Source organism: Streptomyces sp. NPDC047000 (genome assembly GCF_040644295.1).
GTDB lineage: Bacteria > Actinomycetota > Actinomycetes > Streptomycetales > Streptomycetaceae > Streptomyces.
This window is the reverse complement of the sequence record NZ_JBEYWE010000025.1, coordinates 97,829-111,245: the sequence shown is the minus strand read 5'-3', so window position 1 is coordinate 111,245 and position 13,417 is coordinate 97,829. Positions and strand designations below refer to the sequence as shown.

Here is a 13,417-nt window from a genome sequence, read left to right as displayed (position 1 = left end):
CGCTCCGGCGGCGAGCACGGCGGCGGTGTCCGCCGCGAGTTCCCGCGGGGTGAGGGGGACCGCGGGGTCCTCGGTCTTGCTTAACCGGACCCGGGTGCGCGGCGGCCCGGCCGGACGTCCCCGTCCACCGGTCAAATGCGGTACGGGACGCCGTCCCCGGCGCGATAGGCTCGCCTCACGACTTTCCGATGTGAGGCACGTTTGAGGGAGCGGGTGCACACTTTGTCCGGTGGAGAGGTGGCCGGCATCCTGGTGGCCGTCTTCTGGGCGATCCTGGTCTCCTTCCTCGCCGTGGCCCTGGCGAGGCTGGCCCAGACGCTCAAGGCGACCACCAGACTCGTCGCGGACGTGACCGACCAGGCCGTCCCGCTGCTCGCCGACGCCTCCGCGGCCGTGCGCTCCGCCCAGACCCAGATCGAGCGGGTCGACGCGATCGCCTCCGACGTCCAGGAGGTCACGTCGAACGCCTCCGCGCTGTCCACCACCGTCGCGTCCACCTTCGGCGGCCCCCTCGTCAAGGTCGCGGCCTTCGGCTACGGCGTACGCCGGGCCATCGGCGGCCGCAAGGAGGACACACCGGCCAAGGCGCCCCGGCGCACCGTCGTCGTGGGCCGTACCGTCCCCGCCACACGGCGGGAGCGGCGCGCCGCCCGCGGGAAGAAGGACTGAGCGAGCGATGTTCCGCCGTACGTTCTGGTTCACCACGGGCGTCGCCGCCGGTGTGTGGGCCACCACCAAGGTCAACCGCAAGCTGAGGCAGCTCACCCCCGAGAGTCTCGCCGCCGCCGCCGCGAACAAGGCGGTCGAGGCCGGTCACCGGCTCAAGGACCGTGCCGTCGGCTTCGCGCTCGACGTCCGCGCCAACATGGCGCAGCGGGAGGCCGAGCTCGAGGAGGCCCTGGGCATCCACGACCGGCCGCAGCTCCCCGTGGCACGGCGCCAGGCCGCCCTCGAGAACCGCAACAGCCCCGAGTACGTCGCCGACCGGACGTACCTGCCGTACCCGTACAACCGGAATGAGGACCACTGATGGAGTCGGCCGAGATCCGCCGCCGCTGGCTGAGCTTCTTCGAGGAGCGCGGGCACACCGTCGTCCCTTCGGCGTCGCTCATCGCGGACGACCCGACTCTGCTGCTCGTCCCGGCCGGCATGGTGCCCTTCAAGCCCTACTTCCTCGGCGAGGTCAAGCCGCCCTTCGCGCGCGCCACCAGCGTGCAGAAGTGCGTGCGCACCCCCGACATCGAAGAGGTCGGCAAGACCACCCGCCACGGCACGTTCTTCCAGATGTGCGGCAACTTCTCCTTCGGCGACTACTTCAAGGAAGGCGCCATCAAGTACGCCTGGGAGCTGCTCACCACGCCCCAGGACAAGGGCGGTTACGGCCTGGAGCCGGACCGCCTGTGGATCACCGTCTACAAGGACGACGACGAGGCCGAGCGCATCTGGCACGACGTCGTCGGAGTGCCGCGGGAGCGCATCCAGCGCCTCGGCATGAAGGACAACTACTGGTCCATGGGCGTCCCCGGCCCCTGCGGCCCCTGCTCCGAGATCAACTACGACCGCGGCCCCGAGTTCGGCGCCGAGGGCGGCCCCGCCGTCAACGACGAGCGGTACGTGGAGATCTGGAACCTCGTCTTCATGCAGTACGAGCGGGGTCAGGGCACCGGCAAGGACGACTTCGAGATCCTCGGCGACCTGCCCAGCCAGAACATCGACACCGGCCTCGGCCTGGAACGCCTCGCCATGATTCTGCAGGGCGTGCAGAACATGTACGAGATCGACACCTCCATGGCCGTCATCCACAAGGCCACCGAGCTCACGGGCGTGGCCTACGGCGACGCGCACCACTCGGACGTGTCCCTGCGCGTGGTCACCGACCACATGCGCACCGCCACCATGCTCATCGGTGACGGCGTCACCCCGGGCAACGAGGGCCGCGGCTACGTGCTGCGCCGCATCATGCGCCGCGCCATCCGCAACATGCGGCTGCTCGGCGCCACCGGGCCCGTCGTCAGGGACCTGATCGACGTCGTCATCCGGATGATGGGGCAGCAGTACCCCGAGCTGGTCACCGACCGCGAGCGCATCGAGAAGGTCGCCCTCGCCGAGGAGGCCCGCTTCCTCAAGACCCTCAACGCCGGTACGAACGTCCTCGACGGCGCCGTCGCCGAGGTCAAGGCCGCCGGTTCGGCCGTGCTGCCCGGCGACAGGGCGTTCCTGCTGCACGACACCTGGGGCTTCCCGATCGACCTCACCCTGGAGATGGCCGCCGAGCAGGGGCTGTCCGTGGACGAGGACGGCTTCCGCCGGCTGATGAAGGAGCAGCGGGAGCGCGCCAAGGCCGACGCCCGGGCCAAGAAGACCGGCCACGCCGACCTCGGCGCCTACCGGGAGATCGCCGACGCCTCCGGCGCCACCGACTTCATCGGCTACGCCGGCACGGAGGGCGAGTCGACCGTCGTCGGCATCCTGGTCGACGGCCTGGCCTCGCCCGCCGCGACCGAGGGCGACGAGGTCGAGATCGTGCTGGACCGCACCCCGTTCTACGCCGAGGGCGGCGGCCAGATCGGCGACACCGGCCGCATCAGGGCGGACTCCGGTGCCGTCATCGAGGTCCGCGACACCCAGAAGCCGGTACCCGGTGTCTACGTCCACAAGGGCGTCGTCCAGGTCGGTGAGATCACCGTCGGCTCCAGGGCCCACGCCTCGGTCGACCAGTTCCGCCGCAAGGCCATCGCCCGCGCCCACTCGGCCACCCACCTGACCCACCAGGCGCTGCGCGACGCCCTCGGCCCGACGGCCGCCCAGGCCGGTTCCGAGAACCAGCCCGGCCGCTTCCGCTTCGACTTCGGTTCCCCGTCCGCCGTCCCGACGGCCGTGATGAGGGACGTCGAGCAGAAGATCAACGAGGTGCTCGCCCGCGACCTGGACGTGCGCGCCGAGGTCATGGGCATCGACGAGGCCAAGAAGCAGGGCGCCATCGCCGAGTTCGGAGAGAAGTACGGCGAGCGGGTCCGGGTCGTCACCATCGGCGACTTCTCCAAGGAGCTGTGCGGCGGCACCCACGTCCACAACACCGCCCAGCTGGGCCTGGTGAAGCTGCTCGGCGAGTCGTCCATCGGTTCGGGCGTGCGCCGTATCGAGGCCCTGGTCGGTGTGGACGCCTACCACTTCCTCGCCCGTGAGCACACCGTCGTCGCGCAGCTCCAGGAGCTGGTCAAGGGCCGCTCCGAGGAGCTGCCGGAGAAGATCGCGGCCATGCTCGGCAAGCTGAAGGACGCCGAGAAGGAGATCGAGAAGTTCCGCGCGGAGAAGGTGCTCCAGGCCGCGGCCGGGCTCGCCGAGTCCGCCCAGGACGTGCGGGGCGTCGCGCTGGTCACCGGCCGGGTCCCGGACGGCACCACGCCGGACGACCTGCGCAAGCTGGTCCTCGACGTGCGCGGCCGTGTCCAGGGCGGGCGGGCCGCCGTGGTGGCGCTGTTCACCGTCACGAACGGCAAGCCGTTCACGGTGATCGCCACCGACGCCGCCGCCCGTGACCGCGGCCTCAAGGCCGGTGACCTGGTCCGTGCCGCCGCCAAGACGCTCGGCGGCGGTGGTGGCGGCAAGCCGGACGTCGCCCAGGGCGGCGGCCAGAACCCGGCCGCGATCGGCGACGCCGTCGCCGCGGTGGAGCGGCTCGTGGCGGACACGGCGAAGTGATGCGCAAGGGACGTCGCCTCGCGATCGACGTCGGGGACGCCCGGATCGGGGTCGCCTCGTGCGACCCCGATGGGATCTTGGCCACACCGGTGGAGACCGTCCCGGGGCGTGACGTCCCGGCGGCCCACCGGCGGCTGCGCCAACTGGTCGAGGAGTACGAGCCGGTCGAGGTCGTCGTCGGACTCCCGCGCTCCCTGCACGGCGGCGAGGGCCCGGCCGCCGTCAAGGTCCGCGCCTTCGCCCAGGAGCTGGCCGCAGGCATCGCGCCGGTGCCGGTGCGGCTGGTGGACGAGCGGATGACCACCGTCACGGCCGGTCAGGGCCTCAGGGCGTCCGGGGTGAAGGCGAAGAAGGGGCGGTCGGTCATCGACCAGGCCGCCGCTGTGATCATCCTTCAGCAGGCCCTCGAATCCGAACGGGTGTCAGGGACGGCACCCGGCGAGGGCGTCGAAGTGGTCATCTGATCGCGATACGGTAACGTTCCGCGCGATGCGATGGCGTTCGAACAGTCACCGCACAGCAAGAGGCGGAACGGCATCCGGCCCAGGAGTCCGGTGCGCGCCGCCTCGCGGCTCCAGGAGATCGATGACTGAGTATGGCCGGGGCCCAGGCTCCGAACCGTGGCATCCGGAGGACCCGTTGTACGGGGACGGCGGATGGGGCGGGCAGCAGGCCCAGGCGGCCCAGCAGCCCCCGTACGGCGGCCTGCCGCAGACGTATCCCCAGGAGCCGCAGCAGCAGGCCCAGCAGGTCCAGTACGACGAGTGGGGCCGTCCGGTCGGCTACCAGCAGCAGTACCCGGACCAGTACGACCCGAACCACTACGGCGTCCCCCAGGACCAGCAGTACGCGGACCATCTCCAGCAACAGCAGCCCCAGCAGCCGCAGCCGTACCAGCAGGGCGGCTGGGACGGCCACGGCACCCACGCGCACGTCCCCTACGCCGCCGACCCGGGCGACCCCTACGGCCAGCAGCCCGCCGCGTACGGCGTCGAACAGCCCGACCAGTACGGCACCTCCGAGGCGTACCCGCCCCCGCAGCCGCCGCAGCACCGGCAGCCGGAGGCGGAACCCGTCCCGGCGCCGACGCCCGAGCCGGAGCCGAAGACCGACTGGGATCCGGGCCCCGACCAGGGCGAGCACGCCTTCTTCGCGGACGACCCGGACGAGGACGACGGATACGACGACGACCCCGGCGCCGACGACCCGAAGGGCCGCAAGGGCCGCGGCAAGGGTGAGGGCCGGAACAAGCGTGAGGGCAAGAAGAAACGCCGCAACGGCTGTGCCTGCCTTGTCGTGGTCGTGGTGTTCGGCGGCGGCCTGGGCGGAGTCGGGTACGTCGGGTACCACTACTACCAAAATCGTTTCGGCGCCGCCCCCGACTACGCGGGCAGCGGCAACGGCCAGCTGGTCACGGTGGTCATCGACAAGGGCTCCTTCGGCTCGACGATCGGGCAGAAGCTGAAGGAGGCCGGGGTCGTCAAGAGCGTCGACGCCTTCGTGACCGCCCAGAACAAGAACCCCTCCGGCAAGACCATCCAGGACGGCGTCTACACGCTCCAGAAGGAGATGTCGGCGGCCAGCGCGGTCGAACTGATGCTCAGTCCGAAGAGCAAGGACAACCTGGTCGTCGCCGAGGGCCGGCGCAACGCGGCGGTCTACGCCCTGATCGACAAACGCCTCAAGGTGCCCGACGGCACCACGGCGGGCGTCGCCGAGAAGGAGTACAAGAGCCTCGGCCTGCCGTCCTGGGCGCTCAACCAGCCGGACGTCAAGGACCCGCTGGAAGGCTTCCTCTACCCCTCCAGCTACGGGGTCGCCAAGGGCCAGAAGCCCGAAGCCGTCCTCAAGAGCATGGTGTCCCGGGCCAACGACAAGTACCGGGCGATGGGCCTGGAGAAGAAGGCCGAGGCGCTCGGCCTCGACGGCCCCTGGCAGCTCCTCACCGTGGCCAGCCTGGTCCAGGCCGAGGGCAAGACCCACGACGACTTCCGCAAGATGGCCGAGGTCGTCTACAACCGTCTCAAGCCCACCAACCACGAGACCAACCAGCTGCTCCAGTTCGACTCGACCTTCAACTACCTGAAGGGCCAGAGCAACATCAACATCAGCGAGTCCGAGATCAACAGCAACAAGGACCCGTACAACACCTACACCCGCAAGGGTCTGCCGCCCGGCCCGATCAGCAACCCCGGCGACCAGGCCCTCGCGGCGGCCCTCGATCCGACCCACGACGGCTGGATGTACTTCGTGGCGACCGACGGCCAGGACAAGACCGAGTTCGCCAGGACGAACGCGGAGTTCGAGAAGCTCAAGGAAAAGTTCAATGCCAGCTCGGGCAACTGACGCCCGCCGGGCCGCCGTGCTCGGTTCGCCGATCGCGCACTCCCTCTCCCCGGTGCTGCACCGGGCCGCCTACGACGCGCTGGGGCTCACCGGGTGGTCCTACGACCGCTTCGAGGTCGACGAGGCGGGGCTCCCCGGGTTCCTCGCGGGGCTCGGCCCCGAGTGGGCCGGGCTGTCGCTGACCATGCCGCTGAAGCGGGCCGTCATCCCGCTGCTCGACGAGGTCAGCGAGACGGCCGCCGCCGTCGACGCCGTCAACACCGTGGTGTTCACGGAGGACGGCCGCCGCCTCGGCGACAACACCGACATCCCCGGCATGGCCGCCGCGCTGCGCGAGCACGGCATCGGACAGGTCGGGTCCGCGGCGATCCTGGGCGCCGGGGCCACCGCCTCCTCCGCACTCGCCGCGCTGGCCCGGATCTGCACCGGCGAGGTCGTCGTCTACGTCCGCAGCGCGGACCGGGCCGCCGAGATGCGGCGCTGGGGCGAGCGGCTCGACGTCGAGGTGCGCACCGCCGACTGGTCCGCGGCCCGGGAGGCGCTGGACTTCCCCCTGGTGATCGCCACCACCCCGGCCGGAGCCACCGACGGACTCGCCGCCGCCGTACCGGAACGGCCCGCCACGCTCTTCGACGTCCTCTACGAGCCCTGGCCCACCCTGCTCGCGGCCCGCTGGTCGATGGCCTGCGGCGCCGTGGTCGGCGGCCTCGACCTGCTGGTGCACCAGGCCGTCCTCCAGGTGGAACGGATGACCGGCCGCGCCCCCGCCCCGCTCGACGTCATGCGCCGGGCGGGCGAGAAGGCCCTCGCCGAGCGCTGACACCGGTGGTCCGCCGCCCCGCCTGCCAGGGAATCCCCTGGTCCTCGCCCTCCAGGGAATCACCTGGTGTCCACGTCCGCTTTCTGGACCGTCGGCCGGGGCCGGGGCCGGACGTGGGAGGATCGGAGACGGCGGGCCGGTGCCGCGCAGCCGGTCGCGCCAGCCCCAGGTCGAGGCGCGAGCATGAGGAGCACCGTTGAGCAGGTTGCGTTGGCTGACGGCGGGAGAGTCCCACGGACCCGCACTGGTGGCGACACTGGAGGGGCTGCCCGCCGGTGTGCCGGTCACCACGGAGATGGTGGCGGACCACCTCGCCAGGCGCCGGCTCGGCTACGGCCGCGGTGCGCGGATGAAGTTCGAGCGCGACGAGGTCACCTTCCTGGGCGGCGTCCGGCACGGGCTGACGATGGGCTCCCCGGTGGCGGTCATGGTGGGCAACACCGAGTGGCCGAAGTGGGACCAGGTCATGGCGGCCGACCCGGTCGACCCCGAGATCCTCGCCGAACTCGCCCGCAACGCGCCCCTCACCCGGCCCCGCCCCGGCCACGCCGACCTCGCCGGCATGCAGAAGTACGGCTTCGACGAGGCCCGGCCGATCCTGGAACGCGCCTCCGCGCGGGAGACCGCCGCCCGGGTGGCGCTCGGCGCGGTGGCACGGTCGTACCTCAAGGAGACCGCCGGCATCGAGATCGTCTCCCACGTGGTCGAACTGGCCGCCGCCAGGGCGCCCTACGGCGTCTACCCCACCCCGGCCGACACCGAGCGCCTCGACGCCGACCCGGTGCGCTGCCTGGACGCCGACACCTCCGAGGCGATGGTCGCCGAGATCGACCAGGCCCACAAGGACGGCGACACCCTCGGCGGCGTCGTCGAGGTGCTGGCGTACGGCGTCCCCGTCGGCCTCGGCTCGCACGTGCACTGGGACCGGCGCCTCGACGCCCGGCTCGCCGCCGCGCTCATGGGCATCCAGGCCATCAAGGGCGTCGAGGTCGGTGACGGCTTCGAGCTGGCCCGGGTACCCGGCTCCCAGGCCCACGACGAGATCCTCGCCGGACCCGACGGCATCAGGCGCGCGACGGGCCGCTCCGGCGGCACCGAGGGCGGGCTGAGCACCGGTGAACTGCTGCGGGTGCGCGCCGCGATGAAGCCGATCGCGACCGTGCCGCGGGCCCTGCAGACGGTGGACGTCGCCACCGGCGAGCCCGCGCAGGCCCACCACCAGCGCTCCGACGTGTGCGCCGTCCCGGCCGCCGGGATCGTCGCCGAGGCGATGGTCGCGCTGGTCCTCGCGGACGCCGTGGCGGAGAAGTTCGGCGGCGACTCGGTGACCGAGACCCGCCGCAACGTCCGCTCGTACCTCGAGAACCTGGCGATCCGGTGAGCGGCCCGCTGGTGGTGCTGGTCGGCCCGATGGGCGTCGGCAAGTCCACCGTCGGCCACCTGCTCGCCGAGCGGCTCGGCACCGGTTTCCGGGACACTGACGACGACATCGTGGCCGCACAGGGGCGCGCCATCTCCGACATCTTCGTCGAGGACGGCGAGGCGGCCTTCCGCGCCCTCGAGAAGCGCGCCGTACGCGACGCGCTGAGCGGGCACGACGGCGTCCTGGCCCTCGGCGGCGGCGCGGTCCTCGACGCGGACACCCGTGCCCTGCTCGCCGCGCACCGCGTGGTGTACCTCTCGATGGACGTCGAGGAGGCGGTCCGGCGCACCGGCCTCAACGTGGCCCGCCCGCTGCTCGCCGTCAACCCGCGCAAGCAGTGGCGCGAACTGATGGAGGCACGGCGGCACCTGTACGAGGAGGTCGCCACCGCGGTCGTCCCGACCGACGGCCGCGCCCCCGAAGAGGTCACCCGAGCAGCCCTGGAAGCACTGGAGTGGAAAGAAGCATGAGCGAGACGGTGACACGGATCCAGGTCGGCTCCGCGGCGGGCACCGAACCCTACGAGGTCCTGGTCGGCCGTCAGCTCCTCGGTGAGATCGCCGGGTTGATCGGCCCCGGGGCCAAGCGGGTGGCCGTCGTCCACCCCGAGGCGCTCGCCGAGACCGGGGACGCGCTGCGCGCCGACCTCGCCGGGCAGGGCTACGAGGCCGTCGCCATCCAGGTGCCCAACGCCGAGGAGGCCAAGACCGCCGAGGTCGCCGCCTACTGCTGGAAGGCGCTCGGCCAGTCCGGGTTCACCCGCTCCGATGTGATCGTCGGCGTGGGCGGCGGCTCCACCACCGACCTGGCCGGGTTCGTCGCGGCCAGCTGGCTGCGCGGCGTGCGCTGGATCGCGGTCCCCACCACCGTCCTCGCCATGGTCGACGCGGCGGTCGGAGGCAAGACCGGCATCAACACCGCCGAGGGCAAGAACCTCGTCGGCGCCTTCCACCCCCCGGCGGGCGTGCTGTGCGACCTCGCCGCACTGGAGTCGCTGCCCGTCAACGACTACGTCTCCGGGCTCGCCGAGATCATCAAGGCCGGTTTCATCGCCGACCCGGTGATCCTCGACCTCATCGAGTCCGACCCGCGGGCCGCCCGCACCCCGGCCGGACCGCACACCGCCGAACTCGTCGAGCGGTCGATCCGGGTCAAGGCCGAGGTGGTCTCCGCCGACCTCAGGGAGTCGGGCCTGCGCGAGATCCTCAACTACGGCCACACCCTGGGCCACGCCATCGAGAAGAACGAGCGCTACACGTGGCGCCACGGTGCCGCGGTCGCCGTCGGCATGCACTTCGCCGCCGAGCTCGGCCGCCTCGCCGGACGGCTGGACGACGCCACGGCCGACCGGCACCGCACCGTCCTGGAAGCGGTGGGCCTGCCCCTGCACTACCGCCACGACCAGTGGCCCAAGCTGGTGCAGGCGATGAAGGTCGACAAGAAGTCCCGCGGCGACCTGCTCCGCTTCATCGTCCTCGACGGCCTCGCCAGGCCGACGGTCCTGGAGGGCCCCGACCCGGCGGTGCTGCTCGCGGCGTACGGCGAGGTGGGGGAGTAGGGCACGGATCCGGGGCGGCCCGCACCCGCCGTCGCGGACGTCCGGGGCAGCGGCTTCCGGCCGCCGGGGCCCGCCGGTCGCCATAGGAGGCGGGGCACGTCGGGCCGCTCCCGGCCGTTTCCCCAAACGGCGGGCCGGGACGGTACCGTTCGCTAGTGCTGCGACCGGAACGGTTCACCGGCCCGGCAGACCTTCCGGTCACAGCACCAGCGAGCGCGGACCGTGGTCCGGGCCCCGCGGCCGGGCCACCGCCGGTGGACCGGGCCCCAGAAGAACGAGACGGAGTGGCACCGGATGCAGGACGCAGTGGGTTCTCCGCTGCCGCCGCCCCATCAGCCGGGGCACGGACCGGCCGCCGGCTGGCCGCACGGCGCACACCACCCCGGCCCGCAGCACCCGGGCGGTCACCCGGGCCCCATGCCCCCGCCGCCCCCTGCGGCACCGCCGCAGGCGCCGGTGCCGCACCCGGCCCCGCAGCCCGGCTTCACCGGCGCGCCCCCGGGCCCGATGCCGCCCGCCACCCACGCCCCGGTCCGGCATCCCCCCGCGCCGCACCACGCACCGGCCCCGCCGCCCCCCGACGCCACCGGCCACCTGCCCCTGCCGCCCGGCGGACCCGTCGGCATGCCCAGTGTGCCCCCGGCCGCCGTCGCCCCCGATCCCACCACCACGATCCTCGCCGTCCTGCTCATCGGCCCCGCCGGCGCGGGCAAGACCAGCGTCGCCAAGTACTGGGCGGAGCACCGCCGCGTCCCCACCGCGCACATCAGCCTCGACGACGTCCGCGAATGGGTCCGCTCCGGCTTCGCGGACCCCCAGGCGGGCTGGAACGACAACTCGGAGGCGCAGTACCGGCTGGCCCGCCGCACCTGCGGCTTCGCCGCGCGCAACTTCCTGGCCAACGGCATCTCCTGCATCCTCGACGACGCGGTCTTCCCCGACCGCCCCGTCGTCGGGCTCGGCGGCTGGAAGCGGCACGTCGGCCCCGGACTGCTGCCGGTCGTGCTGCTGCCCGGTCTGGAGGTCGTCCTGGAACGCAACGCCGAGCGCTCCGGCAACCGCCGCCTCACCGACGAGGAGGTCGCCCGTATCCACGGCCGGATGGCCGGCTGGTACGGCTCGGGCCTGCCGATCATCGACAACTCCCAGCTCGACGTCCCCGCCACCGCCCACCTGCTGGACGAGGTACTGGCCCGCTCCATAGCCAGCCCGCCCACCTGGTGACCACCCGCCCGCACCCGGGACGGCGCGGGCGGAGCACCCCGTCCCCCGGACGGCGCCCGGGCGGCCCTCCCGGACGGCACAAAACGCCCACTGCTCCTAGGCTCGACTCATGCCAGAGGTGTACGCGGGCCGCAGGGCCCGCCTGAGGGAGCGCTGCGACGCGGCGGGCAGCGCGTCCGTGCTGATCTCCCGCCCCGCCAACGTGCGCTATCTCGCGGGCGCCGCCCCGCACCGCGCGGTCCTGCTGCTCGGCCCGCGCGACGACACCCTGCTGTGTCCCCGCGCCCCGGACGACCGTGCCGGGGACGGGCGCCCCGACGAGGCCGTCCGGGTCCAGGTGCTGCCGTCCCCCGGCGGCGATCCCGCCGTCGCGGCGGCCGACCTCGCCGTGGCCCTCGGCACCGACGGCCTCGCCGTCGAGGAGCACCACCTCACCGTGGCCCGGCACCGCGCGATCCGTTCCGTCGCGCCCCGGCTGCGCCTGGCCGACCTGGGCCTGTGCGTCGAACAGCTGAGGGTGGTGAAGGACGAGGAGGAGATCTCCTGTCTGCGCGTCGGCGCGGAGATCGCCGACCAGGCGCTCGGCGAGCTGCTGGAGTCGATCCTCGTCGGCCGTACCGAGCGGCATCTCGCCCTGGAGCTCGAACGCCGTCTCGTCGACCACGGTGCCGACGGCCCGGCCTTCCCCACCTCCGTGGCCACCGGCCCCCACGCGGGCCGCCGCGGTCACCGGCCCACCGACCGGCGGGTCGAGGAGGGTGATCTCCTCTCCGTCTGCCTGGGCGCGGCCTACCGCGGCTACCGCTGCGAGATCGGCCGTACCTTCGTCATCGGCACCACCCCGGCCGACTGGCAGATCGAGCTGTACGACCTCGTCTTCGCCGCCCAGCGCGCCGGACGCGAGGCCCTGGGACCCGGGGTGGCCTGCCGGGACGTGGACCGCGCCGCGCGCCAGGTGCTGCGCTCCGCCGGATTCACCGAGGGCCTGCCCTCGCTCACCGGACACGGCGTCGGGCTCGAAATCGAGGAGGAGCCGCAGCTGGCCCCCTCCGCCATGGGTAAACTGGACGCTTGCGTGCCGGTCACCGTCGAACCGGGGGTCCACCTCCCGGGCCGGGGCGGTGTCCGGATCGATGACACGCTCGTCGTGCGCCCCGAGGCGGACGGCGGACCCGAGCTACTCACCATCACGACCAAGGAGCTGCTCGCACTCTAGGCCGACAGGACCTGGCAAGGTGCGTGCCCCGGGGTCGTCCACGTCAGTCCAGGAGATTCCGCAACCGTGGCTTCCACGAACGACCTCAAGAACGGCCTGGTGCTCAAGCTCGAAGGCGGCCAGCTCTGGTCCGTCGTCGAGTTCCAGCACGTCAAGCCCGGCAAGGGCCCGGCCTTCGTGCGCACCAAGCTCAAGAACGTGCTCTCCGGCAAGGTGGTCGACAAGACCTTCAACGCCGGCGTCAAGGTCGAGACGGCCACCGTCGACAAGCGCGACATGCAGTTCTCGTACAAGGACGGCGAGTACTTCGTCTTCATGGACATGGAGACCTACGACCAGCTGCACATCGACCCGAAGGCCGTCGGCGACGCCGCCAACTTCCTGATCGAGGGCTTCACCGCCGTCGTCGCCCAGCACGAGAACGAGGTGCTGTTCGTCGAGCTGCCCGCCGCCGTCGAGCTGACCATCGCGGAGACCGAGCCCGGCCTCCAGGGCGACCGCTCCACCGGCGGCACCAAGCCCGCCACGCTGGAGACCGGCTACCAGATCCAGGTCCCGCTCTTCATCACCACCGGTGAGAAGATCAAGGTCGACACCCGTACCAGCGACTACCTCGGCCGGGTGAACAGCTAACCGTGGCTGCCCGGAACACGGCCCGCAAGCGTGCCTTCCAGATCCTCTTCGAGGGCGACCAGCGCGGTGCCGACGTCCTGACGGTCCTCGCGGACTGGATCCGGCTCTCCCGGACGGACGACCGGCAGCCGCCGGTGAGCGAGTACACGATGCAGCTCGTCGAGGGCTACGCGCAGCACGCGAGGCGCATCGACGAGCTGCTCGCGCAGTACTCGGTCGGCTGGACGCTCGACCGGATGCCGGTCGTCGACCGCAACATCCTGCGGCTCGGCGCCTACGAGCTGATATGGGTCGACGGGACCCCGGACCCGGTCGTCCTCGACGAGATGGTGCAGCTGGCGAAGGAGTTCTCCACCGACGAGTCACCCGCCTTCGTCAACGGTCTGCTCGCCCGGCTGAAGGACCTCAAGCCGTCGCTGCGCCGGGACTGACACCGCGGCCGACTCCGCTGTGTGACGTTCCTCACGTGACGTGGACGCGAAGGGGGCGTATCGC

13 protein-coding genes are annotated in these 13,417 nt (G+C 72.3%); all 13 read left to right on the top strand.

What is annotated here, in order from left to right:
* The first annotated feature begins 213 nt into the window (after window positions 1-213).
* The 13 genes from ABZ862_RS30275 to nusB all read left to right on the top strand — a co-directional run bounded on the left by ABZ862_RS30275 (window position 214) and on the right by nusB (window position 13,353).
* On the top strand, window positions 214-669 hold the full coding sequence (locus ABZ862_RS30275; RefSeq protein ID WP_360964861.1) for a DUF948 domain-containing protein: 456 nt from the start codon (window positions 214-216) through the stop codon (window positions 667-669).
* 7 nt (window positions 670-676) lie between these two features.
* Window positions 677-1,030, top strand: coding sequence for a hypothetical protein (locus ABZ862_RS30270; protein ID WP_360964858.1), 354 nt, complete (start codon window positions 677-679; stop codon window positions 1,028-1,030).
* On the top strand, window positions 1,030-3,702 hold the full coding sequence (gene alaS, locus ABZ862_RS30265; protein WP_360964856.1) for an alanine--tRNA ligase: 2,673 nt from the start codon (window positions 1,030-1,032) through the stop codon (window positions 3,700-3,702). Before ABZ862_RS30270 ends, alaS begins: the two co-directional genes overlap by 1 nt.
* Window positions 3,702-4,166 carry a Holliday junction resolvase RuvX gene (ruvX, locus tag ABZ862_RS30260; protein WP_360964854.1) on the top strand — a complete coding sequence of 155 codons (465 nt, stop codon included), beginning with the start codon at window positions 3,702-3,704 and terminating at the stop codon, window positions 4,164-4,166. The genes alaS and ruvX overlap by 1 nt, the downstream gene beginning before the upstream one ends.
* Window positions 4,167-4,287: 121 nt before the next feature.
* On the top strand, window positions 4,288-6,048 hold the full coding sequence (mltG, locus tag ABZ862_RS30255) for an endolytic transglycosylase MltG (protein WP_360964852.1): 1,761 nt from the start codon (window positions 4,288-4,290) through the stop codon (window positions 6,046-6,048).
* On the top strand, window positions 6,029-6,868 hold the full coding sequence (locus ABZ862_RS30250) for a shikimate dehydrogenase (RefSeq protein WP_360964849.1): 840 nt from the start codon (window positions 6,029-6,031) through the stop codon (window positions 6,866-6,868). The genes mltG and ABZ862_RS30250 overlap by 20 nt, the downstream gene beginning before the upstream one ends.
* A 196-nt stretch (window positions 6,869-7,064) precedes the next feature.
* Complete coding sequence (gene aroC / locus ABZ862_RS30245) at window positions 7,065-8,249, top strand: chorismate synthase (protein ID WP_360964846.1); 1,185 nt, start codon at window positions 7,065-7,067, stop codon at window positions 8,247-8,249.
* On the top strand, window positions 8,246-8,761 hold the full coding sequence (locus tag ABZ862_RS30240) for a shikimate kinase (RefSeq protein WP_360964843.1): 516 nt from the start codon (window positions 8,246-8,248) through the stop codon (window positions 8,759-8,761). Before aroC ends, ABZ862_RS30240 begins: the two co-directional genes overlap by 4 nt.
* Window positions 8,758-9,849, top strand: coding sequence for a 3-dehydroquinate synthase (gene aroB, locus ABZ862_RS30235; protein WP_360964840.1), 1,092 nt, complete (start codon window positions 8,758-8,760; stop codon window positions 9,847-9,849). The genes ABZ862_RS30240 and aroB overlap by 4 nt, the downstream gene beginning before the upstream one ends.
* Before the next feature lie 294 nt (window positions 9,850-10,143).
* On the top strand, window positions 10,144-11,073 hold the full coding sequence (locus ABZ862_RS30230; RefSeq protein ID WP_360964838.1) for a Pro-rich N-terminal domain-containing protein: 930 nt from the start codon (window positions 10,144-10,146) through the stop codon (window positions 11,071-11,073).
* A gap of 109 nt (window positions 11,074-11,182) precedes the next feature.
* Window positions 11,183-12,289, top strand: coding sequence for an aminopeptidase P family protein (locus ABZ862_RS30225; protein WP_360964835.1), 1,107 nt, complete (start codon window positions 11,183-11,185; stop codon window positions 12,287-12,289).
* 66 nt (window positions 12,290-12,355) lie between these two features.
* The gene (efp, locus tag ABZ862_RS30220) at window positions 12,356-12,922 is read left to right on the top strand and encodes an elongation factor P (protein WP_360964832.1); all 567 of its coding nucleotides are present in this window, start codon (window positions 12,356-12,358) and stop codon (window positions 12,920-12,922) included.
* 2 nt (window positions 12,923-12,924) lie between these two features.
* Window positions 12,925-13,353: a transcription antitermination factor NusB gene (gene nusB, locus ABZ862_RS30215; protein WP_360964829.1), complete on the top strand. Its 429-nt coding sequence runs from the start codon at window positions 12,925-12,927 to the stop codon at window positions 13,351-13,353.
* Window positions 13,354-13,417 lie beyond the last annotated feature (64 nt).

Excerpts from the sequence above, each read along its gene's own strand:
- ruvX (WP_360964854.1), top strand. The coding sequence starts at position 3,702 with ATGCGCAAGGGACGTCGCCTCGCGATCGACGTCGGGGACGCCCGGATC.
- aroB (WP_360964840.1), top strand. The coding sequence starts at position 8,758 with ATGAGCGAGACGGTGACACGGATCCAGGTCGGCTCCGCGGCGGGCACC.
- ABZ862_RS30270 (WP_360964858.1), top strand. The coding sequence starts at position 677 with ATGTTCCGCCGTACGTTCTGGTTCACCACGGGCGTCGCCGCCGGTGTG.
- alaS (WP_360964856.1), top strand. The coding sequence starts at position 1,030 with ATGGAGTCGGCCGAGATCCGCCGCCGCTGGCTGAGCTTCTTCGAGGAG.
- mltG (WP_360964852.1), top strand. The coding sequence starts at position 4,288 with ATGACTGAGTATGGCCGGGGCCCAGGCTCCGAACCGTGGCATCCGGAG.
- ABZ862_RS30230 (WP_360964838.1), top strand. The coding sequence starts at position 10,144 with ATGCAGGACGCAGTGGGTTCTCCGCTGCCGCCGCCCCATCAGCCGGGG.
- ABZ862_RS30250 (WP_360964849.1), top strand. The coding sequence starts at position 6,029 with ATGCCAGCTCGGGCAACTGACGCCCGCCGGGCCGCCGTGCTCGGTTCG.
- ABZ862_RS30225 (WP_360964835.1), top strand. The coding sequence starts at position 11,183 with ATGCCAGAGGTGTACGCGGGCCGCAGGGCCCGCCTGAGGGAGCGCTGC.